Annotated in this window: 21 protein-coding genes; 8 read left to right on the top strand and 13 right to left on the bottom strand. The window is 71.5% G+C overall.

Annotation, left to right across the window (positions count from 1 at the left end):
- Nucleotides 1-4: 4 nt before the first annotated feature.
- The 4 genes from AB0C62_RS24085 (at nt 5) to AB0C62_RS24070 (ending at nt 3,866) form a co-directional block, all read left to right on the top strand.
- Nucleotides 5-856: an HAD-IA family hydrolase gene (locus tag AB0C62_RS24085; RefSeq protein ID WP_362976293.1), complete on the top strand. Its 852-nt coding sequence runs from the start codon at nt 5-7 to the stop codon at nt 854-856.
- Nucleotides 857-983: 127 nt separating this feature from the next.
- A complete protein-coding gene (gene dhaL / locus AB0C62_RS24080; protein ID WP_362976291.1) occupies nt 984-1,640 on the top strand; it encodes a dihydroxyacetone kinase subunit DhaL in 657 nt (218 codons plus the stop codon).
- A gap of 67 nt (nt 1,641-1,707) precedes the next feature.
- Nucleotides 1,708-2,703, top strand: a complete 996-nt coding sequence (gene dhaK, locus AB0C62_RS24075; protein WP_362976289.1) for a dihydroxyacetone kinase subunit DhaK — start codon at nt 1,708-1,710, stop codon at nt 2,701-2,703.
- A gap of 122 nt (nt 2,704-2,825) precedes the next feature.
- Complete coding sequence (locus AB0C62_RS24070) at nt 2,826-3,866, top strand: YdcF family protein (RefSeq protein ID WP_362976287.1); 1,041 nt, start codon at nt 2,826-2,828, stop codon at nt 3,864-3,866.
- Between the two features lie 90 nt (nt 3,867-3,956).
- Here AB0C62_RS24070 and AB0C62_RS24065 read toward each other — a convergent pair whose 3' ends face one another.
- The gene (locus AB0C62_RS24065) at nt 3,957-5,174 is read right to left on the bottom strand and encodes a PP2C family protein-serine/threonine phosphatase (RefSeq protein WP_362976285.1); all 1,218 of its coding nucleotides are present in this window, start codon (nt 5,172-5,174) and stop codon (nt 3,957-3,959) included.
- A 130-nt stretch (nt 5,175-5,304) separates the two neighbouring features.
- Between AB0C62_RS24065 and AB0C62_RS24060 the strand changes: the two genes are divergently transcribed.
- Nucleotides 5,305-5,475 (top strand): hydrophobic protein, encoded by a 171-nt coding sequence (locus AB0C62_RS24060; protein ID WP_164369086.1) that lies wholly within the window; start codon nt 5,305-5,307, stop codon nt 5,473-5,475.
- A 501-nt stretch (nt 5,476-5,976) separates the two neighbouring features.
- Here AB0C62_RS24060 and AB0C62_RS24055 read toward each other — a convergent pair.
- Complete coding sequence (locus AB0C62_RS24055; protein WP_362976283.1) at nt 5,977-6,315, bottom strand: MerR family transcriptional regulator; 339 nt, start codon at nt 6,313-6,315, stop codon at nt 5,977-5,979.
- A gap of 1,018 nt (nt 6,316-7,333) precedes the next feature.
- Here AB0C62_RS24055 and recA point away from each other — a divergent pair.
- Nucleotides 7,334-8,410, top strand: coding sequence for a recombinase RecA (gene recA, locus AB0C62_RS24050; protein WP_362976281.1), 1,077 nt, complete (start codon nt 7,334-7,336; stop codon nt 8,408-8,410).
- Nucleotides 8,411-8,534: 124 nt separating this feature from the next.
- Here the strand turns inward: recA and AB0C62_RS24045 are convergent, their stop codons facing one another.
- The gene (locus AB0C62_RS24045) at nt 8,535-9,053 is read right to left on the bottom strand and encodes a hypothetical protein (protein ID WP_362976279.1); all 519 of its coding nucleotides are present in this window, start codon (nt 9,051-9,053) and stop codon (nt 8,535-8,537) included.
- A gap of 374 nt (nt 9,054-9,427) precedes the next feature.
- Entirely contained in the window at nt 9,428-10,426 is a 999-nt protein-coding gene (locus AB0C62_RS24040) for a helix-turn-helix transcriptional regulator (protein WP_362976277.1), read from the bottom strand.
- 192 nt (nt 10,427-10,618) lie between these two features.
- On the opposite strand from AB0C62_RS24040, the gene AB0C62_RS24035 reads away from it, so the two are divergent.
- On the top strand, nt 10,619-10,840 hold the full coding sequence (locus AB0C62_RS24035; protein WP_362976275.1) for a hypothetical protein: 222 nt from the start codon (nt 10,619-10,621) through the stop codon (nt 10,838-10,840).
- 354 nt (nt 10,841-11,194) lie between these two features.
- Complete coding sequence (locus AB0C62_RS24030) at nt 11,195-11,437, top strand: helix-turn-helix transcriptional regulator (protein WP_241539850.1); 243 nt, start codon at nt 11,195-11,197, stop codon at nt 11,435-11,437.
- 91 nt (nt 11,438-11,528) lie between these two features.
- On the opposite strand, the gene AB0C62_RS24025 is transcribed toward AB0C62_RS24030, so the two are convergent.
- The 9 genes from AB0C62_RS24025 to AB0C62_RS23985 all read right to left on the bottom strand — a co-directional run bounded on the left by AB0C62_RS24025 (nt 11,529) and on the right by AB0C62_RS23985 (nt 22,942).
- Complete coding sequence (locus AB0C62_RS24025; RefSeq protein ID WP_362976273.1) at nt 11,529-12,647, bottom strand: LLM class flavin-dependent oxidoreductase; 1,119 nt, start codon at nt 12,645-12,647, stop codon at nt 11,529-11,531.
- Complete coding sequence (locus AB0C62_RS24020) at nt 12,637-14,277, bottom strand: amino acid adenylation domain-containing protein (protein ID WP_362976271.1); 1,641 nt, start codon at nt 14,275-14,277, stop codon at nt 12,637-12,639. The genes AB0C62_RS24025 and AB0C62_RS24020 overlap by 11 nt, the downstream gene beginning before the upstream one ends.
- On the bottom strand, nt 14,274-15,143 hold the full coding sequence (locus tag AB0C62_RS24015; RefSeq protein WP_362976269.1) for an OAM dimerization domain-containing protein: 870 nt from the start codon (nt 15,141-15,143) through the stop codon (nt 14,274-14,276). Before AB0C62_RS24015 ends, AB0C62_RS24020 begins: the two co-directional genes overlap by 4 nt.
- Nucleotides 15,140-17,914 (bottom strand): lysine 5,6-aminomutase subunit alpha, encoded by a 2,775-nt coding sequence (locus tag AB0C62_RS24010; RefSeq protein WP_362976267.1) that lies wholly within the window; start codon nt 17,912-17,914, stop codon nt 15,140-15,142. Before AB0C62_RS24010 ends, AB0C62_RS24015 begins: the two co-directional genes overlap by 4 nt.
- Complete coding sequence (locus AB0C62_RS24005; protein ID WP_362976265.1) at nt 17,911-19,314, bottom strand: lysine 2,3-aminomutase; 1,404 nt, start codon at nt 19,312-19,314, stop codon at nt 17,911-17,913. Before AB0C62_RS24005 ends, AB0C62_RS24010 begins: the two co-directional genes overlap by 4 nt.
- A gap of 100 nt (nt 19,315-19,414) precedes the next feature.
- Complete coding sequence (locus tag AB0C62_RS24000) at nt 19,415-20,038, bottom strand: GNAT family N-acetyltransferase (protein ID WP_362976263.1); 624 nt, start codon at nt 20,036-20,038, stop codon at nt 19,415-19,417.
- A complete protein-coding gene (locus AB0C62_RS23995; RefSeq protein ID WP_362976261.1) occupies nt 20,035-21,135 on the bottom strand; it encodes a histidinol-phosphate transaminase in 1,101 nt (366 codons plus the stop codon). The genes AB0C62_RS24000 and AB0C62_RS23995 overlap by 4 nt, the downstream gene beginning before the upstream one ends.
- Nucleotides 21,132-21,593 carry a cupin domain-containing protein gene (locus AB0C62_RS23990; RefSeq protein ID WP_362976259.1) on the bottom strand — a complete coding sequence of 154 codons (462 nt, stop codon included), beginning with the start codon at nt 21,591-21,593 and terminating at the stop codon, nt 21,132-21,134. The genes AB0C62_RS23995 and AB0C62_RS23990 overlap by 4 nt, the downstream gene beginning before the upstream one ends.
- Nucleotides 21,593-22,942, bottom strand: coding sequence for an ATP-grasp domain-containing protein (locus AB0C62_RS23985; RefSeq protein WP_362976257.1), 1,350 nt, complete (start codon nt 22,940-22,942; stop codon nt 21,593-21,595). Before AB0C62_RS23985 ends, AB0C62_RS23990 begins: the two co-directional genes overlap by 1 nt.
- Between the last annotated feature and the right edge of the window lie 7 nt (nt 22,943-22,949).

The raw sequence follows: 22,949 nt of genomic DNA, 5'->3' as shown, positions 1-22,949 counted from the left end.
CACCGTGCCCGCGCTGGTCTACGACTGCGACGGCGTCCTCGCCGACACCGAGCGCTACGGACATCTGCCCGCGTTCAACGCCACGTTCGAGGAGTTCGGGCTGCCGGTGCGGTGGAGCGACACGGACTACGCGGAGAAGGTGAAGGTCGGCGGGGGCAAGGAGCGGATGAAGACGCTGCTGACCCCCGACTTCGTCGCCGCCGCGGGCCTGCCCGCGGACAAGGACGCACTGGACGAGGAGGTCGCCCGCTGGCACCGGCGCAAGACCGAGATCTACACCGGGATCATCCGCAGCGGCGCCATTCCGCCGCGACCCGGGGTGCGACGGATCGCCGAGGCGGCTCACGCGGCCGGCTGGACCCTCGCGGTCGCCTCCACCTCCGCCGAGGCGTCCGTCCGCAGCGTCCTGGAACTCGCGATGGGCACCGAACTGGCCTCGCGTTTCACGGTGTTCGCCGGTGACGTGGTCCAGCGCAAGAAGCCCGCCCCGGACATCTACGCCTTCGCCGTGCGCCGGCTCGGCCTCGACCCGGCGGCCGTCGTCGCGATCGAGGACAGCCGCAACGGCATGCTCGCCGCGCTCGGCGCCGGGCTCGCCTGCGCCGTCACGACCAGCGCGTACACGGGCGAGGAGGACTTCGCGGGCGCCTCCCTGGTGGTCACGTCGCTCGGCGACCCGCCGCCGGAGGAGACCGTGGCCCGGGTGCTGAACGATCCCCTCGGGGTGCACCCGGGCCCGTGGGTGGAGCTCCCGGACCTGGCCGTGCTGCTCACGGCCGGAGACGCAGCGGTCGCGGGGCACACCGGTGCCCCGCTGTCCGATCCCCCTGGTTCGGCACCACCCGCCCCGAGTTGACCGGAGTACCGGAGCACCCGACCAGGACCGCCGGCGATCCGCGTGCCCGAGCGGGGCAGGCCCCTCCCCCGTCCCTCCCGTCGGAACCGACATCACGCGCCAGTCAGGAGAGTCAGTCAGGAGAGTCATGACAACGCCAACGACATCCGCCGGCGACCTCGCGTTCGTCGTCCGGACGATCGCCCGGACCGCGGTCGACAACGAGAAGGCCTTCGGTGACCTCGACGCCGTCGCGGGAGACGGGGACTTCGGCTTCTCGCTCGCCCGCGGCTTCGAGATCGTGCTCGCCGACTGGGACACCCTCGACCCGGAGTCGCCCCCCGAGTTCCTGAAGAAGGTCGCCATGGTGATCTCCAAGCGGGTCGGCGGCACGTCAGGGCCGCTGTGGGGCACCGCCTTCCTGCGGGCCGCCATGACCGTGAAGGACCGCGACGAGCTGGACGCGGCGGACGCGGTCGCCATGCTCCGGGCCGCCGCCGACGGGATCAAGGCCCGCGGCAGGTCCGACCTCGGGGACAAGACCCTGCTGGACGCGCTCATCCCGATGACCGACGCGCTGGAGCGGCGGACGGCCGACGGCGAACCGCCCGCCACGGCCGCGGAACTCGCCGCACTGGCCGCCACGACGGCCCGCACCGCGGCCGACGCGACGACGCCGATGCAGGCACGACGCGGCCGGCAGAGCTACACCGGCGAGCGCAGCATCGGCTCGCCGGACCCCGGCGCCGTGGCGGTCGCGGTGATGGCGGAGCGCGTCGCGGCCGAGTGGGAGGCACGCGACTGACCCTGGGCGGCACCGTCGCACGAACCGCCCCCGGCACCCCGGGCGACGAGATCACGAGGAGCACGGCATGAAGAAGTTCGTCAACGACCCGAAGGACTACGTCGCCGAGATGCTGGAGGGACTGGCGCTGGCCAACCCCGACACCCTCAGGTACGTCCCCGAGTACAACCTGATCATGCGCGCCGACGCCCCGCAGGAGAACAAGGTCTCCATCGTGCAGGGCTCCGGTTCCGGTCACGAGCCCGCACACGTGATGACGGTCGGCCGGGGCATGCTGGACGCGGCCTGTCCGGGCGACGTGTTCGCGGCGCCGCCCGCCGACTTCGTCTACGAGACGGTCAAGCGGGTCGCCTCACCCAAGGGCGTCCTGCTGCTGGTCAACAACTACACCGGGGACCGGATGGCCTTCGAGATGGCCGAGGAGTTGTCGCAGGCCGACGGCGTGACCGTCCGGACCCTGTTCATCGACGACGACGTGGCCGTGCAGGACTCGACGTACACCGTCGGCCGTCGCGGGGTGGCCGGCAACTTCTTCGTGATGAAGGCGGTCGGCGCGGCCGCCGAGCGGGGCGCCGACCTCGACGAGATCTACCGGATCGGCGAGAAGGTCAACTCCCTCACCCGCACGATGGGCATGGCCCTCACCGCGTGCACCCCTCCGGCGAAGGGCTCGCCGCTCTTCGAACTCCCCGACGACGCGGTTGAGATGGGCGTGGGCATCCACGGCGAGCCGGGCCGCGAGCGGGAGAAGCTCCAGCCGGCGAACGCGATGGTGCGGGAGCTCGTCGACGCGGTCGTGGAGGACCTGCCCTTCGCCTCGGGCGACTCGGTGGCCCTGATGGCCAACGGCCTCGGCGGCACCCCCATCGGCGAGCTGTACCTCGTCTACGGCCTGGCCCACAAGCAACTCGCCGATCGCGGCATCGGCGTCTGGCGGAGCTACGTGGGCGAGTACTGCACGTCCCTCGACATGGCCGGCGCCTCGATCACGATGGTCCGCCTGGACGACGAGATCAGGGAGCTGCTGAGCGAACCGGCGGAGATCCCGATCCGGGTGTTCTGAGAGCACACTCCACGCCAGCGACATCGACGGCGCGACCCTGGGTGCCGAGCCTCACCGCCCGAGGCGGACAGCCACCGGGACCGGGGCGGCCGGTCCCGGGGAACGCCTCGTAGCATGGGCGCATGCTGGCCTTTGTACCGTCGTTCGTCTGCTTCTTCTTGTTCTGCGTAGGGGTGGTACGGGACCGCCGCCGGGTCGGCAACGCGGTCCTCCTCGGGCTCTCCGTCGTCTTCGCCGTGATCGCGCTCTTTCTGCACCTGGCCTCCGAGAAGGCCCGGTTGGGCCACGACCTCGCTGTCGCGCTGTTGACCCTGGCGGCTCTGGGCGTCGTCACGCTGGCCTGGTTCCTCATCGCCAACGGGATCACCATGGTGCGCAAGGAGGGCAGAAGTCCGGCGAACCTGCTGTCCCTGGGAGCGGGCGTCGCACTGGTCGCCCTGCTCGCCCTGTTGATCACGGCGCTGGTACTGCACACGCACACACTCCTGGTGGTGGCGGCGACAGCCGTCGCGCTCTCCGGATACGTCGCCTTCCTGTTCCTGTGTTTCCTCTTCTACGGCGCGCTGTACGGACACCTGCGCATCCGGCGCCGGGCGGACTACGTGGTGGTCCTCGGCTCGGGGCTGATCGGCGGCACCACTGTCCCTCCGCTGCTGGCCGGCCGGCTCGACCGCGCCCGCAAGGAGCACGCGAGGCTCTCGCGCAGGGGGCGGCGACCGGTGCTGCTCACCTCCGGCGGACAGGGACCCGACGAGAAGCTTCCGGAGTCCCACGCGATGGCCGACTACCTGGTCGCCCAGGGCTTCCCCGCCGACCTGATCGAACGCGAGGACCGCTCGACGACCACGGACGAGAACCTGACGTTCAGCAAGGCCCTGATGGAGAAGGCGAATCCGGATTACCGCTGCGTGATCGTCACGAACAACTACCACGTCTTCCGCGCCGCGGTGACCGCCCGCCGCACCGGCGTCCGGGGCCATGTGATCGGCGCCCCGACGGCCTCGTACTTCTGGCCGAGCGCCATGATCCGCGAGTTCGTGGCACTCCTCGTCGCCTACCGACGCACCAACGCGGCGATCTTCCTGCTGGTCCTGCTGAGCGGCCTGTTCATCTGGTGGCTGGGCTGGCCGTCGACAGGGGCGGTCGCCCTGGCAGGTCGGTAGCCCAACCGCCCGGACGAGTTACCGAGTGCCTTGGTCGCCGAGGCCGACATCCGGGGCCGCCGGAGCACCAGATGACGTCGCCACCCGTCATCACACCTCAGTGTGGACGGCGTCGGCGCGACCGTTCCAGTCGAGACAGACGACCGAGGCGTCGGCGGCGAGTTCATGGCTGCCGAAGTGCTCGAACAGACCGTTGACCATGGCTCGCGCGGCTTCGTGCGGCGGCTCGTCCCGTGTGGCGCCGACGGTTTGACGCAGGGCCCGCTCCGCGAACGTTCCGCCGTCGCCGGCGAGTGCGCCGTGCACGCCGGTGCTGAGAACGATGAGCCGGTCACCCGGTTCGACCTGGAACACCTGCTCCTCGTAGGGGGTCTCCTCGAACATGCCGAGGGGGAGCTGGGCGTCGAGTTCGATCTGCTCGATCGTGTCGTCACGCTGGCGGTAGAGCTGCGGCGAGCCCGCGTCGACGGCTCGTACGGTGCCCGAGTCCAGGTCGAACTTCAGCAGCAGGGTCGACGCGTACTTCTTGCCTCCGTACTGGGCGAAGAGCGCCTGGTCGGCCAGACAGGCCTGGTCCGCGAGGCCGATCCCGGCGCGGCGTGCGTTGCGCAGGGCGCCGACGGCGAGGCTCGTGAGCAGGGAGGCGTCGATGCCCTGACCCATGCCGTCGGTGACGGTGAGGGTGAGGTGGTCGGCGTCGGTCGACCAGTCGAAGTTGTCGCCGCCGATGGTGTAGGCGGGCTCCAGATGGGCGCCGATGACGTACTCCCGGCGGGCGCATCCACGGCCGGGCAGGAGCTGCCACTGCATCTCCGCGGCCAGGGTGAGGCGTCGGGTGCGACGGGCCTGCAGATACAGATCGGTGTCGCGGCCCGCGGTGATCACCTCGTGGGCCAGAGCCGTGGCGAAGTCGGCGAGTCGGAGCACGGTGGTGGTGTCGGTCGCGCTGCTGGGCAGGCGGACGGAGAGCACACCGTGCCGGTCGCCGCGCACGCTGAGGGGCAGATGAACGGTCTGGGTGCGGCTGGTGGCGCTCGTGATCTCCACGACCGGTGTCTGGCTGATGAAGGCCCGGCCGGCCGGTCCCTTGTGCGCGGGCACCGGGTCGTCGGTGTGCGGCAGGTGGGTGACCGGTTGGAGAACGCTCAGTCCGTAGTCGGCGAGAAGCACGGTCATGTCCTCGGCCCCGACGCGTTCCGCGAGGAGACGCCGGGCGGTGGCGACCAGCTCGTGCGGTGGAGCGGCGCGCAGCAGGCTCTCCGCGGACGGTGCCGGCCCTGCCGGCTCGGATGTGCTCACGGTATCCACTCTCCTCTTCCGCCTTCTCGTTCTTCCCTTGCGGCCTCCACGCTATCCGTCTGCCCTGAAAGGCAAGAAGAAGGTCGGCAGGCATGGAGATCGATCCGCGGGGCACACGAGGGTCCGGAGGTTGATAACTATGGTTCCCGTTCTTCTTGTTCTTCTGCTCGCCCTGATCCTTTTCGGTGCCGGTTTCGCGCTGAAGGCGCTCTGGTGGATCGCCGTGATCGTCCTGATCGTGTGGGTCCTGGGCTTCGTGATCCGTCCGACGGCAAGCGGCGGCAAGCGTGGCCGCTGGTACCGCTGGTAGACGGCCTGAACAGCACAGATACACACGCATACATGGGTGGGGCCCGACGCCACGGCGTCGGGCCCCACCCATGTCCCGTCCCGGTGGGCACGGGATGAACGTGGCGATTCCTCCGTTCGGAGGTGGCCGGAGACCATGGCCGAAGGCGGCCGTGACGCCCGGAACCATGGCCCCCCGAACACGACGCCTCCGGCCATCCACTCTTTTCACGACGAGTATGTCCGAGCTCAAGATGCCCGCACGCTGGAATTCCTGAAGGAACGTCACCGAATTCGATGACACCTGAGAGCCTCACAGTTCGGCGCTGGGGACAGTCGACGAATGTCGACGAGGGAGCCGAACTTCCCGAGCGACAGAGCTTGGAACCACCAGCCGGCGTATGGATCTTCGGGAAGCACGCCCTCCTCCCGCCGACACCGTACTCACGGTCGACCAGGTCCAGCGCAAGATCCACGTCGGCTCACCAAGGACGAGATCAGATCGTCCGGCGTCCCAGGTGGCTCAGGCCGCGGCAGTGGGATCCTCGGGCTGGGAGGCGCGGCGGTATTCGTCGTTGATGCGCCGGGCTTCTTCGAGCTGATCCTCGAGGATGACAATGCGGCAGGCGGCCTCGATCGGCGTGCCCTGGTCGACGAGCTCACGGGCGCGAGCGGCGATCCGCAACTGGTAGCGGGAGTAGCGGCGGTGGCCGCCCGCCGAGCGGAGCGGGGTGATCAGGCGCGCCTCGCCGATCGCACGGAGGAAGCCCTGCGTGGTGCCGAGGAGTTCGGCGGCCCGCCCCATCGTGTAGGCGGGATAGTCGTCATCGTCGAGTCGGCCGAACGAGTCGTCTGCCGTCATTGCACCTCTCTCATGGAACGCGTGGAGGGGCCCTGGCACCATGAGTGCCAGGGCCCCGAAGGAACTGCTACACCATCTGCCGGCCCTGATACTGCACCGGCCTCTGTTTCCGCACATCCGACCCGAATGGTGCCGGAAGACGCGGGGATCGCGGTTGCTCGACCGGAGACCACCTCACTATCGATGTCCTGCGGTACCCGGGCTCAGCCAATCCGCCCGGGCGATCCTGATGGCGCCTCACTCCTCCGTTCATTCCCTCTGGGATCAATCAACTGCTCGTACTGCTCTCCTGCGTACTGCTGGTGGTGCGAACTACTCAGCGGCCTCTCCCAGCGCCGCGCTTCGGCAGCCAGCCCCGTCGCCCATCCTGCAACCGCTCTGGCTTGGAACCCCACTGCCGAACTTCCCGGTGCGCGCGCCCGCAGCCGACGCCTTCACCGAGGTACCACTCACCTACCTTCACTGCTGGATACCGCGAACTGCACTAACGGGTACTACACCTTCAATCGCGGTCCTGCTCGTGGCGGCCCCTGATCACCGCAGGCCACCCGGTCCGGCAGCCAGCCCCGTCGCCGACCTGCGACAACCCTGGCTTCGGAACTCCACCACCGCACCGTCCTGCCAACTGCAACTACCTGTACTCCTGCCCGGCAGTTCGTGTCTGCCGGGCCCTGCTGTCTTCCTGACTACGAGAGAAACCATAGCCAGCCGATCAACCAATGTCTACCTCAGCCACCACAGATTTCCGCGCGGCCACTAAGGAGGTAATCAGACTCGAGGAGCAGGGCCCGCGGCTGTCGCCGAGTCCGAGCGAGGGGAAGCGGACGGCGGCGCTGTCCGCGTCCGGAGCGGTCCGGTGCGCTATCCGTCCCACTCCCCCTCGGTTTGATACCTTTCACTGGACACGTAAATCGATCGGATGTTCGTTTACTGGGATCTCCGAGACGTCCGTTGTCGGCAGTAGACGCTCACGTCTCCGACGTGCGGCGCGCCACACAATCGGACCGGGTGAAAGCTCATGGCAGGAACCGACCAGGAAAAGGCGCTGGACACCGCGCTCGCACAGATCGAGCGGAAATTTGGCAGGGGTGCGGTCATGCGCCTCGGCGAGCGGCCCAACGAGCCCATCGAGGTGATCCCCACCGGATCCACCGCGCTCGACGTCGCCCTCGGAGTGGGCGGTCTGCCCCGCGGCCGTGTGGTGGAGGTGTACGGGCCGGAGTCCTCCGGCAAGACGACGCTGACGTTGCACGCGGTGGCGAACGCGCAGAAGGCCGGCGGCTCGGTGGCGTTCATCGACGCCGAGCACGCTCTGGACCCGGAGTACGCCAAGAAGCTCGGCGTCGACACCGACAACCTCATCCTGTCCCAGCCGGACAACGGTGAACAGGCGCTGGAGATCGTCGACATCCTGATCCGCACCGGCGCGATCGACTTGATCGTGATCGACTCCGTCGCCGCCCTGGTGCCGCGCGCGGAGATCGAGGGCGAGATGGGTGCCTCCCACATGGGTCTACAGGCCCGTCTGATGAGCCAGGCCCTGCGCAAGATCACCAGCGCGCTCAGCCAGACGAAGACCACCGCGATCTTCATCAACCAGCTCCGCGAGAAGATCGGCGTGATGTTCGGCTCCCCGGAGACCACGACCGGTGGCCGGGCGCTGAAGTTCTACGCCTCGGTGCGACTCGACATCCGCCGCATCGAGACGCTGAAGGACGGCACCGACGCGGTCGGCAACCGCACGCGCGTCAAGGTCGTCAAGAACAAGGTCGCGCCGCCGTTCAAGCAGGCCGAGTTCGACATCCTGTACGGGCACGGCATCAGCCGCGAGGGCGGCCTGATCGACATGGGCGTGGAGCACGGCTTCGTCCGCAAGGCCGGCGCCTGGTACACGTACGAGGGCGACCAGCTCGGCCAGGGCAAGGAGAACGCGCGCAGCTTCCTGAAGGACAACCCCGACCTCGCCGACGAGATCGAGAAGAAGATCCTCGAGAAGCTCGGAATCGGGGTACCGGCGAAGGCCTCAGTCGCCGAGTACACGGCGGCAGACCCGGTCCCTGATGCCGTACGGCCCTCGATGGGAAACGCCTCCTGACAGGCAAGCGCGCCCCCGGCCGGGGGCCAGGCTTCCACCATGTTCCCGGGATCCAACCCGTCGGCTCATACGAACCTGTCGGCGCCGGCATCTCATCGGACGGCGCCTGCCGCCCCGCCCCCGTTCACCATGCCGGCGGGTGCAGGGCCAGTATCTGCAGCGTGCAGGGGGTGTGGACGTCGTTCAGGGTGTACGTGTAGCCGCGGGGGAGATAGAGGGCCTCGCCCACGCGGAGGCGTAGGTCCAGCGTGTGTTGCGGTCGCGGGGACGGGTGCGCGGGGCGGGTCGGTTCGACGCGGCCGCCGCAGCTTCCGTGGACCGGGAGCAGGACCAGATCGGTCTCCGTGGTGGTGCCGGTGTGTCGGGCGCCCAGGGCGAGGGCCACGGACGTACTGACCACCGTGCAGCCGAGGAGCATGCCCAGACGGTTCGTCAGGTCCGTTTCTCCGGGCGGTACTTCGGGTGAGGTCGATGGCATGTCGAGGGGCGGGGCTTCGCCGGCTGCGGCCACCACCGCCTCGATGCCCTCCGGCCACACCAGGGCGGGTGTCCTGTCCCGGTTGACGGACAGGCACAGGGCCACATCCCTGACGAAGAGGTCCAGGCCGGCTCTGCCCGTGACCGAGGTCGATTCGAAGTCCACGTCGTGCTCCCGCTCCCGTTGGCGCAGATCCTCCGGCGTGCCGCGACGCACGTGAGGTCGCCGACCGCGCCGTCGTCCGCGGGTGGGGCACGTGCGCGGCGTAGAGGCCGGAGCTGTGCCCACATGCGGTGTCGTTCGTGCGCGGAGGGCCCGTCCTTCGTGCACGGAACATCCGGGAAGGACAGATCTGCTGTTCTTCCGCCACATGGCCGCAGGGATGGGCGGCGTCGTCGGACCGGTCCCCGTCCCTGCGGTTTGCAGGAACTCTCTCGGACCGGGCCGGTGGTGCGGCAGTCCCGGGATCACGGTACCGCAGGGGCCGTTGCCCGTCGCGGCCCCTTCCGTCGGACCGAGGCACTCCGGCGCGGGGGCGCTCAGCCCGGGGTGGGTACGTCCTCCGTGTCGTCGTCGAGGAGTCCGGCCCGCGCCGCCAACACCCCTGCCTGGAAGCGGCTTTCGGCGCCTAGCGTCTCCATGATGTCGGCGATGTGCTTGCGCGCGGTGCGCAGGGACATCCCGATGCGGCGCGCGATCGTCTCGTCCTTCAGGCCTGCCGCGAGCAGCCGGGCGATGGTGCGGTCGATGTCCTTGGCGACGAGTTCGAGTCCGTCGGTCGCGGCGTCGGAGAATGGCGCGGCCTGCATCCACGCCTGCTCGAAGACCTCGCACAGGTAGCTCACGACCGACGGTTCCCGGATGACCACCGCGCCCCAGGTGCCGCCGCGTTCGGGGATGAAGGCGACCTTGCGGTCGAAGACGATCAGGCGGCCGAACAGTTCGTGCGCGGTGCGGTACTCGGCGCCGAGGGAGGACACCATGGAGACGTAGGCCTGACTGGGGCCGTTGAAGCGTGCGGTGTGGTGGTAGAGCGTGCGCATGCGGACACCGCGACCGAGCATGGCGCTGTCGCGGGCGAGCGCCTCCTGGAGGACCTCGGGGACGCGGTTGCCGCCGGGCTGACTGGTCAGCATCTCCTCGGCGCACTCCTCGGAGGCGCGGTTGAGGGCGGCCCTGACCTCCTCCAGACGGGGGATGACCTCGAGGCCGACGGACCCGCGGCTGATGCTGTCCAGGTAGTGGCCGCGCAGGTCGGCGAACTGGTCGCGGATGCGGTGCAGTTCGGCCTGCTGGGTGCGGATCTCCGCTTCCATCGTGGTCGTCACGACGGCGGCCACCAGGTCCGGGTCGACCGGTCGCAGCCGGCCGGGGTCGTCCGGGTCGGCCTTCATGAGGCCGAGTTCGGTGAGGGAGACGACGGCGGCGTCGACCTCGTCGCGGCCGAGGCCCAGCTCCCGCGCGGCCCGGTCGGGGTCCATGCGCTCGTTCCTGGCGACCCATCTATAGAGGGCGATTTCCCTTTCGTTCGGTCGCACGGGCGGTTCGAATGCCCTACTTTCGTCCGCTATGAACACTTCGTCCCCTGTTCGTTTTGCTGCGAGGCAGCTTGGTGAGCACCGTGATCGGTAGTCAGGGCCACGTGCGGCACGAGAGTCTTGAGGCAACGGAGAAACCGCCGCAACGGAATCCCCGAATCCGTCCAGAATTCAAGTACAGGAGTGCCCAGAATGAAGTCCTTCCGCGCCGCCGCCATTGCCCTCGCCGCCGCTTCCATCGCTTTCGGCGGAGTTATCGGGACCGCCCAGGTCTCGCCGGCGACACCGGCCCACACCGCGGCCACGGACGGCAACACGGACGGCGACAGCGGCTGGGGTGGGCGCGTCATCAACGTCCCCACCGACGCCGGTACGACCCGACACCTCACGGCCGGCGACCACACGACCGCCTGAGCCTCCCCGTACGCGTGACCCGGCGGGCCCGAGACGGCCCCCGAGCGCAAGAACGAGGACCCTGCGAGCGCGCCTGGGACGGGTAATAACCGCTGTTCCACGCGCCGCTCGCGGTCCGGGCGTCCGGTCAGCACTGCGTCCGCGCCCCCACCGTGTCGATATCCGAACACACGCTTCAGACTAGCCCGTGCGACCGACGCCCTGCTCGACGGCGCGCGGAGGGCACACAGGTGCGGCCTGACCGGCGATTCAGCAGCCGGGGCCGCCGCGTGACGGCGGCCGAACCGGCTCCACCCTCCCTGGAGCACCGGGGAGCCCGCCCCATGGCCCTCACCCCCCATGAAAGGCACACGTGTGAGTCCGTTCGCCGTCGAAATCCTGGAACTCCTCAGCGACCGCGAGCTCGAAGTTCTGGGCTACCTCGCCGAGGGCCACACCTATTCCTCCATCGCGCGGAGAATGAATCTCAGCCCGCACACCGTGGACACTTATCTGCGCAGAATCCGAGGAAAGGCAGGGGTCAGCAATCGCGCGCATCTGATGGTTCTAGCTCTTCAGGTCTCGCGCCGGCACGACTTCGGCATGACGCAGGTGTGAACTCCGTCCGAACGACGGCGGAGGACGCCGGTGGGGCTTCCCCACCGGCGTCCTCCGTCGTGGTGCGCGCCCCGGGAGGCGCGCACCCCACTCACCCCCGGACCCGCGCCTCCCGCTCGCGCCGCTCGACCTCCTGACGCACCAGTGGCAGCAGGGTGCGCCCGAACTCCTGGGCGTCCCGAACCGGTTGGTACCCACGGAGCAGGAACGTCGTGACACCGATGTCGACGTAGTCCAGCAACGCCCGGGCCACCGTCTCCGGTGTCCCCACCAGGGCTGTCGAGTTTCCCGCGGCGCCGGTCACGGCGGCCGGCGCCGTCCACAGAGCACGGTCGTGCCTCTCGCCCCGCTCCGCCACGGCCAACAGCCTTTGCGAGCCCGCGTTCTCGGGGCGTACCGAGGGCCCGAGTGGCAGCGGCGGCCTGCTCCGGTCGAAGAAACCGCCCGCGGTCCCCTTCCGCCGGAGCCCGTCCAGGATTCCGAACGCCCGCTCCCATGCCTCGTCCTCGGTCGCCCCGAGCACCGGACGGAACGAGACACTGATCCGTGGCATGACCGTGCGTCCGGCGGCGCGTGCTCCCGCGTGTACGGCGGCGATCTGCTCGGCGGTCTCGGCCAGGGGCTCGCCCCACAGGGCGAACACGTCCGCATGCCTGCCGCCCACCCGGTACGCGGCGGGCGAGGAGCCACCGAAGTAGAGCGGCGCGTGCGGGTGTTGGACCGCCCGCACCTCGGAGCGGAAGTCGTCGAACCGGTAGAAGCGGCCCGCGTGCCCGAACCCCTCCTCCTCCGTCCACGCCCGCTTCACCACGTCGAGGAACTCGTCCGTGCGGGCGTAGCGGTCCTCCTTGCCCGTGTAGTCGCCGTCCCGCCGCTGTTCCGCGTCGTGGCCGCCGGAGATGACGTGCACGGCGAGCCGGCCACTGCTGAACGCGTCCAGGGTGGCGAAGGTGCGTGCCGCCATGGTGGGGGCGACGGTTCCCGGACGGTGGGCGAGCAGCAGTCCGAGGCGTTCGGTGTGGGCGGCGACGTACGCGGCGACCTGGCCGCCGTCGGGTGAGCTGGAGCTGTGTCCGATCAGGACGCGGTCGAAGCCGGCCTCCTCGTGGACGCGGGCGAACATCCGCGTGAAGCCGGGGTCCACGGCGGGCCCCTGGCCGCCACCCTCGGAGTCGCGCGCGCCGATCATTCCGATGAACTCAACGGACACGGTGGCCACCGTCCTTGGTCGTGCGGGGCGCGACGCGCTCCTGGTCCGTGCCGGGGGCCGCCCCGGCCAGCAGGGCCTCCCGGTCGAGCTTGCCGTGCGGGGTGACCGGCAGGCGGTCGAGGTAGTGCAGTCGCTGCGGGAGCATGTGGGCGGGCAGTCGGCCTGCGAGCGCGCCACGCACCCGCGCCGGGGGCACCGCGGCGCGGTCGGCGACCAGGTAGGCGGCGAGTGCGGGGGTGCGTCCGCTGTCGTCGAGGAGGCAGGCGGCTCCGTCCACACCGGAGACCGCTCGCAACTCGGCCTCGATCTCGCCCAGTTCGACGCGAAAGCCGCGCAGCTTGACCTGGCCGTCCATCCGGCCCGCGTAGTGCAGCAGGCCGTCGGCGTCGGCGACGGCCCAGTCACCGCTGCGGTAGCGCCGACCCGGGCCGCCGGGTTCTCCGGGGAAGCGCTCGGCGGTCAACTCGGAGCGGCCCAGATACCCGTGGCTCACCCCGGCTCCACCCACCCATATTTCCCCGGGCTCGCCGGGGCCGACCACCAGTCCCTCCGCATCGCGTAGTTCGACGTCCAGATGGGGCAGCGGCCTACCGATGGGGGTACGGCCGGGGCGGGCGCCGGCGAGGGTCTCGGGGGTCAGCGGGCAGTGCGTGACGTGGACGGTGGTCTCGGTGATGCCGTACATGTTGGTGACCGTCGCACCAGGCGCCGTTTCCGCCGTCCACCAGCGGCGGACGTCTTCGGGGACCATCGCCTCGCCACCGAGGACGACATGGCGCAGGGCGGGCAGCAGGATGCCGGTGGCGGACGTCTCGGCGACGAGGTTGCCGAAGGCGGACGGCACCTGGTTGAGCACGGTCACGGCTTCGTCCGCGAGCAGGTGCGCGAAGGCCTCCGGGTCGGCGGCGGTGTCGCGGTCCACGACGACCGCCCGGCCACCGCCGAGCAGGGCGCCCCAGATCTCCCACACGCTGAAGTCGAAGCTCCAGGAGTGGAACAGCGCCCACACGTCGTCGGCCCCGGTGGCGAACAGCGGAAGCGCGGCGTCGAGCAGCGCGAGGACCTGCCCGTGGCCGACCACGCATCCCTTGGGAAGGCCGGTGGAGCCCGAGGTGTAGATGGTGTAGGCGGTGTCCGGGGGCAGCGCGGGGGCTCCCGGCACGGGCCGGCGGGCGGCGAGGGTCAGCGGTCCCAGCCGGGCGAGCGGGGTCTCCCCCGGCGCCTGTGGCCCCTCCGTGAGGACCAGTGCCGTACCGGAGTCGTCGAGGAGGTGGCGCTGCCGGTCCCGCGGGTAGCCGGGGTCGACCGGCAGGTAGGAGGCGCCGGCGCCCAGGATGCCGAGCAGCCCGGCCAGGGCGGATCGCGAGCGTCCGGCGCGCAGGGCGACCGGCTGCCCCGGCGAGACATGGCCCCGCAGCACGTGCGTGACCGCCTCGGCCTCCTCGGCGAGCCGGCCATAGCTGACCGAACCGTGGACGTCGGTGACCGCCGTACGGTCGGGGGTGCGGGCGGCGATCGCACGGAACCGGGTGTCGAGCCGGTCGTCGGGCCCCGCACCGTCCGTCGGGGTGGCGAGGGCGCCCGTCTTCGCCGCGGGAACCCGGGGCGGTGTCGTCGACGGGCTGCTCATATGGAGCTCCTGTCGGCGGACACGGGAGTTCCGGCCGTCCCTTCCGCGTTCTCGTCCCCGCTCGCCGGCTCGCCGCCGTTCGCGCCCTCGTCGAGGTCCGGTTCGCGGACCCTGGAGCGTCCCACGGTCAGGGCGTGCACGAGATAGCTGGCGACGTCGTCCGGCGTGGTGCCGCGCCCGAAGATGCGGTCGACGCCCAGGTCGGCGGTCATGGCCGGGTCGAACCGCGGGCCGCCGACGACCAGGAGGGGCCGGGGACGTCCGGCATAGGCGGCGTCCAACTCCGCGCTCAGCTCACGGACGTTGGTCAGATGGGCGTCGCGCTGGGTGACGGCCTGGGAGACCAGGACGGCGTCCGCGTTCTCCCGGACGGCCCGCTGCACGAGGTCGGGTACGGAGACCTGCGCACCCAGGTTCACGACGCGCATCGAGTGGTAGTACTCCAGACCCTTCTGGCCCGCGAACCCCTTGATGTTGAGGATCGCGTCGATGCCGACGGTGTGCGCGTCCGTCCCGATGCAGGCGCCGACCACCACGCAGTCGCGCCCCAGGTTGCCGTGCAGGCCCTCGTCGACCTCCTCGGAGGACAGCAGCGGGTACTCACGCTCCACGACGTCCACGGCGTCGAGTTGGACCTCGTGCACGACAGGGCCGTAGACCACGCAGAACGTGAACTCGGTGCCCACCGGGCGGGCGTGGACGAGGAGGGGACGGTCCATGCCCATCTGGCGGGCGAGTTGGAGGGCCGTGCCTTCGGCGAGCGCTCCGTGCGGTAGTGGGAGGGTGAACGAGAGCTGCACCATCCCGTCGCCTGTGGTGTCCCCGTAGGGGCGGACCGCGGGCGGCGGTCCGGCGGGGGTGTTCATCGCTGGTCTTCTCCTTCACGGTCGGAGTCCTGGGGCTTTTCGAGCAGTTCGACGGCGGGGTTGCGGTAGCCGGGGGCGCGCTCGGCCACGCCGTCCCGGCCGCGGCCTCCGTCGACGGGGCGGCGCATGCCGCCGAAGGTGCCTGCGGCGATGGCGTCCAGCAGGCCGTGTTCACCGATCCGCTCCAGCAGGTCGAGGGCCTCGTGCAGCACGACCTCGGCGCGCCGGGTGATGGCGCCGCCGGGTGCGGGGCGGAAGTCCTCCTCCAGGGAACCGGCCGCGTCCATCACGTAGCGGACGTTCTGCAGGGCCAGGTCGCGGTCGGAGAGGAAGGGGGTGACGACGGCTTCGGTCATCATGCCGACGAGCAGGATGTTCTGCCGGGTCAGTGCGCCGGCGAGGTTGAAGAACCCGTTGAGCAGGTAGCCGCGGAAGATGTCGCCGGTCATGTGGCGGGTGGGAGGCATCCACTTGAGCGGGGCGTCGGGGAACAGTTCGCGGGCGAGCAGGGCGTGGGCGAGCTCCATGCGGAAGGAGTCGGGCAGTTCGGGGTCGATCTCGAAGGCGTGTCCGAGGCCGAGTTGGGCGTCGGTGAGTCCCGCCTCCTTGCCGAAGTACTCGTTGAGGAGCTGGCTCGCGGTCACCGTGTGGGCCGCGTCCATCGCGTCGGCGGTGGTGAGGTAGTTGTCCTCGCCGGTGTTGATGACGATGCCGGCGCGGGCGTGCAACTGGCGGGAGAACCGCTGGTCGACGAAGGTGCGGACCGGGTTGATGTCGCGGAAGAGGATGCCGTACATGGAGTCGTTCAGCATCATGTCGAGGCGTTCCAGGCCCGCGAGGACGGCGATCTCGGGCATGCACAGGCCCGAGGCGTAGTTGGTGAGACGTATGTAGCGCCCGAGTTCGGCCGACACCTTGTCCAGGGCGGCCCGCATCAGGCGGAAGTTCTCCTGGGTGGCGTAGGTGCCCGCGTAGCCCTCGCGGGTGGCGCCGTGGGGGACGTAGTCGAGCAGCGACTGTCCCGTGGAGCGGATCACGGCGATGACGTCGGCGCCGCCCCGGGCGGCTGCGACAGCCTGCCGGACGTCCTCGTGGATGTCACCGGTGGCGACGATCAGGTAGATGAGGGGTCCGGTCGGCTCGCCCCACCGGCCGATCAGCCGGTCGCGTTCGCGGCGCCGGCCGTCGATGACGGCGATGCCGCCGGCCATGGCGCGGCGGGCGTCGGCGACCGCGCGGTCCGCCGCGGCGCCCTCGGGCAGCCGGAAGGACACGTCGCGGGCGGTGGCGCGTGAGGCCAGTTCGGTGAGGTCGCGGCAGGAGCCGGTGCGCAGGGCGTGCCACACGGGCAGGGCCACGCCGTGTTCCAGGCCGACCTGGTCGCGTACGGCGTCGACCAGTCGGTTGGCCCAGGGGATGCCCTCGGCGTCGGCGCCGGACAGTCCGGCCAGCCTCAGCGCGGCCCGCTCCACGGCGACCGTGGTGTGGGACCGGGCCATGTCCACGACGGCGCCTCCCGCGCGCGCCGCCAACTCCCGTGCCCGGCGCACCAGTCGGGGGTCGAGGCCCAGTTTCCCGGCGGGGGCCGTGGTGGCCCGGGGGGTGTGGCCGGAGTCGAGGACCACGGCCGAGGAGTCCTTCGTGGGCGTGGAGGTGGCGCGATCGGTCACCGGGGCGTGGGTGGGCACCGGGGATGCCTCGGGCCGGGCCGGCGGGGTGATCCTGCGGTCGAAGAGGGCGCGTACGCCGGGTTCGGTGCGGACCAGGTCGAGTGCCTGCTCGGCGTGGCCGGGCTGGTAGCCGTTGCCGATGAGCATGGTGACGTCGGCGCGCAGCCCCTCGGCCCCGAGTGCGGCGGCCGGGAAGGAGGTGGCCATGGAGAAGAAGACGACGGTGCCGCCGTCCTCGGTCGCCAGCACGGCGGCGTGTTCGCAGCCGGGCACGTCGGTGCAGACCACCGTGATGTCCACCGGGCCGCCGTGGGCGGCCAGGCCGTCACTGAGCGCAACGGCGTCACGGGCGTCGGCCGACAGTACCGTGCCGGCCAGGCCGGAGTCGGCGAGGGCGGTCGCCTCCGCCGCGTTCGGGACGACACCCACCAGCCGGCCGGCGCCGGCGCGGCGCGCCGCGGCCAGCGCCAGGCTGCCCGACTTGCCCGCCGCGCCCAGGACGGCCACCGAGGGGGCGCGGCCGGTCCGGGCGGCGTACTCGGCGACGGTGCGGCCGGTCAGCGCGGGCGCTCCGCAGACGTCGAGGACGGCGAGGGAGAGTTCGTCGGGCAGGTCGGCGGGCAGGACCGCGGCGACCGAGCGTCCGAAGAGGATGGCGTGTCCGCGGGCCGGCACCCGCTCCCCCAGGCCGTCCCAGTCGCGCAGGCCGTCGGTGAGTTCGAGCGGGGTCAGGGTGAGGGAGACCAGGGTCGCCACCCGTTCACCGGCCTTGAGGCCGAGCGGCGTCTCGGGGCCGGCCTCCGCGACGGTCCCGATGAGCATGCCGCCGGAGCCGGTGACGGGGTTGTGCATCTTGCCGCGCTCGCGCACGATCGCGCGGACCGCCTCACGGACGGCGTCGCCGTCACCGCCGTGTTCCTCGTGGAGCTGGCGGTAGGACGCCGCGTCCAGGTTGAGGTACTCGACGTCGATGCGGAGTTCGTCGTCGCGCAGCCGCGGGTCGGGGTCGAGGCGCAGGGCCGCCTGCGGCAGCACTCCCTCCGGGGCGAGCACGCGGTGCAGGCCGAGGGGTGAACCGGGCTTGTGGGAGGGCGTGTTCACTGCTCCTCCCCCGGCTGCCACTGCGCCCAGTGGGCCTGACCGGACGCGGGCAGGGTGTGCAGCGGGTCGTAGTAGTGGTGGGTGCGCTTCAGGGCGTCCGGTGCGTCGTGCTCGACGGAGGTGAGGTAGTTCTTCGACCAGTCGGAGACGCCGAGTTCACGGTCGTACGCGTCGGCCTGGTGCACCCAGCGCTTGCCGACGTAGGGCACGTCGCAGACGAGGCGGGGTGTGGCGAAGCCGGGCAGGTACCCCATGATGGCGTGCTGGAGCCGTTGGGCCTCGGCGAGCGGCAGCCGCCAGTGCTCGGCGCCGGGGACCATGTCGCAGAGGTAGAAGTAGTAGGGCATGATCCCGGCGGTGTCGAGCAGGGCGAAGCACAGGTCGAGCAGCGCCTCGGGGGTGTGGTTGACGCCGTGCAGGAGCACCCCCTGGTTGCGTACGTCGCGCAGTCCGGCGGAGAGCAGCGCGCGGGAGGCCTCGGCGACGAGCGGGGTGATCTGCTGCGCGGTGTTGGCGTGGGTGTGCATGGCGAGTCCGACGCCGCGCGCGGAGGCCTTGGCGGCGAGTTCGGCCATGCCGTCGAGGACGTCGGGTGCCAGCCAGTGCTGCGGCAGCCCGATCAGTCCCTTGCTGGCGAGGCGGATGTCACGGACGTTGTCCAGGTCGAGCAGCCGGTCGACGAAAAAACGCAGGCGCGGCCAGGGCACGTTGGCGACGTCTCCGCCGGACACGACGACGTCGCGGACGGTGGGTGTGGCGCGCAGGTAGGCGATCATGCGGTCGAGGCGGTCGGCGGGCCGCAGCACGAAGCGGTACTTGTCGACCTGCGGGGTGGAGGTGCCGACGAGGTCCATGCGGGTGCAGTGCCCGCAGTACTGCGGGCAGGTGGTGACGAGTTCGGCGAGGACCTTGGTCGGGTAGCGGTGGGTGAGTCCTTCGACGACCCACATCTCGGCCTCGTGCAGGGAGTCGCGGGAGGCCAGGGGGTGGCTCGGCCAGCGCGGGTGCCGGTCGCTGGCCACCGGCAGCATGTAGCGGCGGACGGGGTCGGCGTACCAGTCGGTCGTGCCGGGGGCGGCGGCCGGGGCGATGGTGTTGAGGACCTGCGGCGTGAGCAGGATCGGCATCGTCGCGAACTGCTTCTGGTCCGCGGCGAGATCCTCGTAGAAGGCGTCGTCGAGCCCCGTGCCGGCCAGTTCGCGCAACTGGCGGACTCCCTTGACGCAGTGGGCGCGCTGCCACTGCGGGTCGCGCCACTGGGCGGAGGTGACGTCCCGCCAGCCCGGGAAGCGCCGCCAGTCGGGCTCGACGGCCTCGTGGCGTCGGTAGCCGTAGGGCTGGGCGAGCGCGTCGGCCGGTGCCCGGGTGGGCGGCGCGGTCGGCGGGGGTGCGGTCTTCACGAGGTGCCTCGGTTTCTCCCGGCCGCCGCGGCGGGTGGGGATTCGGGACGGGGCACCGCACGGAACGGCCGTGCGGTGCCGCCGGGTTGAGTGGTCTCGGTCAGCGGGTGAGGGCGTAGACGAGGACGCCGTCGCGGTCCGGGCGGCGCTCGAAGCCGGCGCGTTCCATGACCCGCTGGGAGGGCACGTTGTCCGCGGTGGTCGTGCAGACGACCGTGTCGACGCCGGGCCGGCCGAGCGCCCAGTGGGCGAGTGCGGCCAGTGCCTCGGTCGCGTAGCCGTGGCCGCGGGCGTCCGGGTGCAGGTCGAAGCCGATCTCGGCGGCATCGTCCTGCGGCGGCCCGTGGAAGCCCATACCGCCGACGACGAGTCCGTCGGCCTCGCGGACCAGCACGTACATGCCCCAGCCGGAGCGGTGCAGGCCGGCCGCGTGGGCGCCGGCGAGCATGCCCGCGGCCTCCCGCGATCCCTCCCCGGGGGTGCCACCGAGCCAGGGCAGATCCGCGGTGCGGCCCTCGCGCAGTTCGAGCGCCTCGGCCGGCAGGACCTCGCGCAGCCGGAGCCGTTCGGTGGCGAGGACGGCCGTCGGGCGGGCGGCGACCTGCCGGCGGCAGGTCGCCTCGTCCCCGGACCAGCCGGTGGTGCGCCAGCCGTCGGGGAGTTCCCCGGTGGACGGCAGCACGGCGAAGGCGTCGTGCGGGTCGAGGGCGATCACATGGGTCACTGCTGCTCCTGTGCTGTGGTGGTACGGGACTCGGGCATCTCGCTCGTGCGGTGCCGGTGGGTCACGGGGTCGACGACGTCGAGCGCGTCGAGCAGGCGGTCGAGGTGGTCGGCCGGGCCGACGGAGATCCTGAGGTGCCCGGCCAGGCCGAAGCGGCCCGCGTCGCGGACGAGGATGCCGTGGTCGTCCTCCAGGAGCCGTTCGGCGCGGGCGGAGTCGCCGATGGGCACGGCCAGGAAGTTGGTCACCGAGGGCAGGGCGTGCCGGCCGCGGGCGGCGAGGGCGGCGCGGAACCTTTCCCGCGCGGCCGTGTTGCCGCGCCGGACGTGCTCCAGGTGCTCGCGGTCGGCGAGCGCGGCGACGGCGGCGGCCTGGGCGGCCCGGTTGACGCTGAAGGGCATGGTGCCCTGGACCGCGCGCAGTCGGGCGACGAGGTCCGCGTCGCCGACGGCGTAGCCGATGCGCAGACCGGCGAGGCCGTGCGCCTTGGAGAAGGTGCGCAGTGCCAGGACGGGCGCGCCCGATCCGAGATGGTCGAGGACCTGCGGGGTGCCGGTCGGCGCGAAGTCGAGGTAGGCCTCGTCGACCACGAGGGGCGTGCCGGTGACTGCGGCGCGCTCCACCAGCAGGTCCAACTCGGCACGGTCAAGGGCGCCTCCGCTGGGGTTGTGCGGGTTGCACACGTAGGCGATGCCGGCGCTCTCCATGGCGTCGGCCAGGGCCGCGACTCCCGGTGAGGTGCCGTCGAGGGGGACTTCGTGGCAGCCGCGCCGGGTGTTCTCCAGGCAGATCCGGTAGCCGGGGAAGGTGCCGGCGGTGGTCACGCCGGGGCGGCCGGGGTCTCCGAGGCACAGCGCGGTGAGCAGGACCAGTTCGTCGCTGCCGTTGGCCACGGCGACCTGTTCGGGGCGGACGCCCAGCAGGTCGGCGATGGCCCGCGCCGGGGCGGTGCGGGTGGGGTCGGGGTAGGTGCCGGTGTCGTCGACTGCGGCGTGCGCGGCGCGCAGGGCGTGCGGGCTGGGCCCGTACGGGCTCTCGCTGAGGTGCAGTCGCAGGGGCGCGGCCTGCGCGGTGCGCGCGACGGTCGGGGCGGTCATCGTTCGCTGCCGAGGAGCAGGCCGAAGCAGTAACTGCCGGGCTCTGCCTCCAGGGTGAGGAAGCGGTGCTCGGCCCCGGCGGGGACGCGCAGCAGCGCGGGCGAGGTCAACTCGTGCCGTTCGCCGTCCACGAGGACGTCGATGCGGGCGCCGCCGGGGTTGGGTGAGACCAGGAAGTAGATCTCGTCGACGGCGTGCCGGTGCGGGTCGGCGACGGGCCTGCCGACGAGGTGGGTGATGGGTCCGCCGGCCAGCTCGACGGGTACACCACCGAACATGTCGGCCGTCAGATAGAACGGCGCGGGCGCGTGGTGTCCGGCGACCGGCAGGAACTGCGGGATGTCGGTTCGGATCTCGGCGCCGTTCGCGACGGGGGCACCCCCCTCGGCGGGGACGGTCGGGGTGTTGAAGTCCGCTGCGGTGGAGGGGAGTTCGGTGGTGGCCGGCTCGGTGGTCATCAGGGGGCCTTTCGTACGTCGATGGGGGCGGGGCCGGTGACAGGTCCGGGTCCGGCCGGGACCAGGTCGCGGGCGCGCACCGTGCGTCCCTCGGGTGTGCCGGGGGTTCCGGCGAAGGTGTAGGTGAGCGTGTCGAGCGCCCGGTCAAGGACGGCGAGCATGGTGTCGTGGTCGTCGGCGGTGCCCCAGAGCACGGCCAACTCCCCTGTCGCTACCCCTGGTTCGACCGCCTGGCCGGGTTGCACCCGGGTCTCGTAGGTGTCGACGCCCGGCAGGCCGCGCACCTCGCCGACCCCGCGTACGCCGGTGAGCAGTCCGCCCTCGGCGGGTGTCGGCAGCGCGCGGGCGTACGTCACGCGGTCGTCCGGCACCCAGGTGGTCGACAGGGGGTGCCCGAGGGCCACTTCCGCGGCGAGGAGCACGGGGTCCAGTCCGCCGGCCAGGCGGCCGAGGCCGGCCTGGAAGCCGCCCAGCCTGCCGTTGACCTCGATCAGCCGGGGGCCGTCCGGGGTCAGCTTCACCTCGGTGTGGGTGATGCCGGTGTGGACACCGAGCGCCTCGACGGCGTTCGCGGCCAGGGCGAGGACCGCGTCCCGCTCGGTGCCGGTGACCGGGGCCGGCCAGAAGTGGCCGACCTCGCGGAACGGGGGTGCGAGCGGGAACTTGCCGGTGACCGCCCAGTGGGTGACCCGCCCGTCCAGGACGGCGCTCTCCACCGAGACGTGGTCGCCGTACGGGCCCGCGCCGGCGCCTTCCAGGTACTCCTCCAGGACGAGGGCGTCCTCGCCGCCCTCGGACGCCGGTGCGGTCAGCAGGCGTGCGGCGAGCGCGGCGCCCGTGGCCGCGTCCCGCACGAGGTGGGTGCTGCGGCTGCCCTCGCCGCGCACGGGTTTGAGGACGGCGGGCAGTCCGACCGCGGCGACCGCGGGCGCCCAGTCCTGCGGGGCGCGCAGCAGCCGACCGCGCACCGGGTCCACGCCCCGCTCACGGAGCCTGCGCCGCTGCTCGTACTTGTCGGTGAGCAGGCGTACGGTCCGCGCGTCGTGGAAGGGCAGACCGAGCCGGGCGGCGAGCTCGGCCGTGGTGCCCAACCGGCGCTCGCTGTAGGTGAGTACGGCGTCGGGGCGGTGTTCGCGCAGGAGTTTCGCGGTCGCGTCGAGGGCGTGGGCGTCCTCCTCGCGGACCGGCACGACGGGCGCCAGATCGGCAAGGAGTGCGGCGAGTTCCTCGGTGTGCCGGGAGGGGCATACGGCGAGGACGACGTCGCCGAGCGGTTCGAGCCGGTCCACGATGTCCGCGGGAGCGACGGAGCCGAAGTCGTAGACGACGGCGATGACGGGGCGTGGCATGGCCGTT

This window comes from Streptomyces sp. NPDC048643 (assembly GCF_040650615.1).
In the GTDB taxonomy this organism is placed as follows: domain Bacteria; phylum Actinomycetota; class Actinomycetes; order Streptomycetales; family Streptomycetaceae; genus Streptomyces.
Note: the sequence above shows the minus strand (reverse complement) of the source record. Positions and strands in the feature narration are given on the sequence as shown.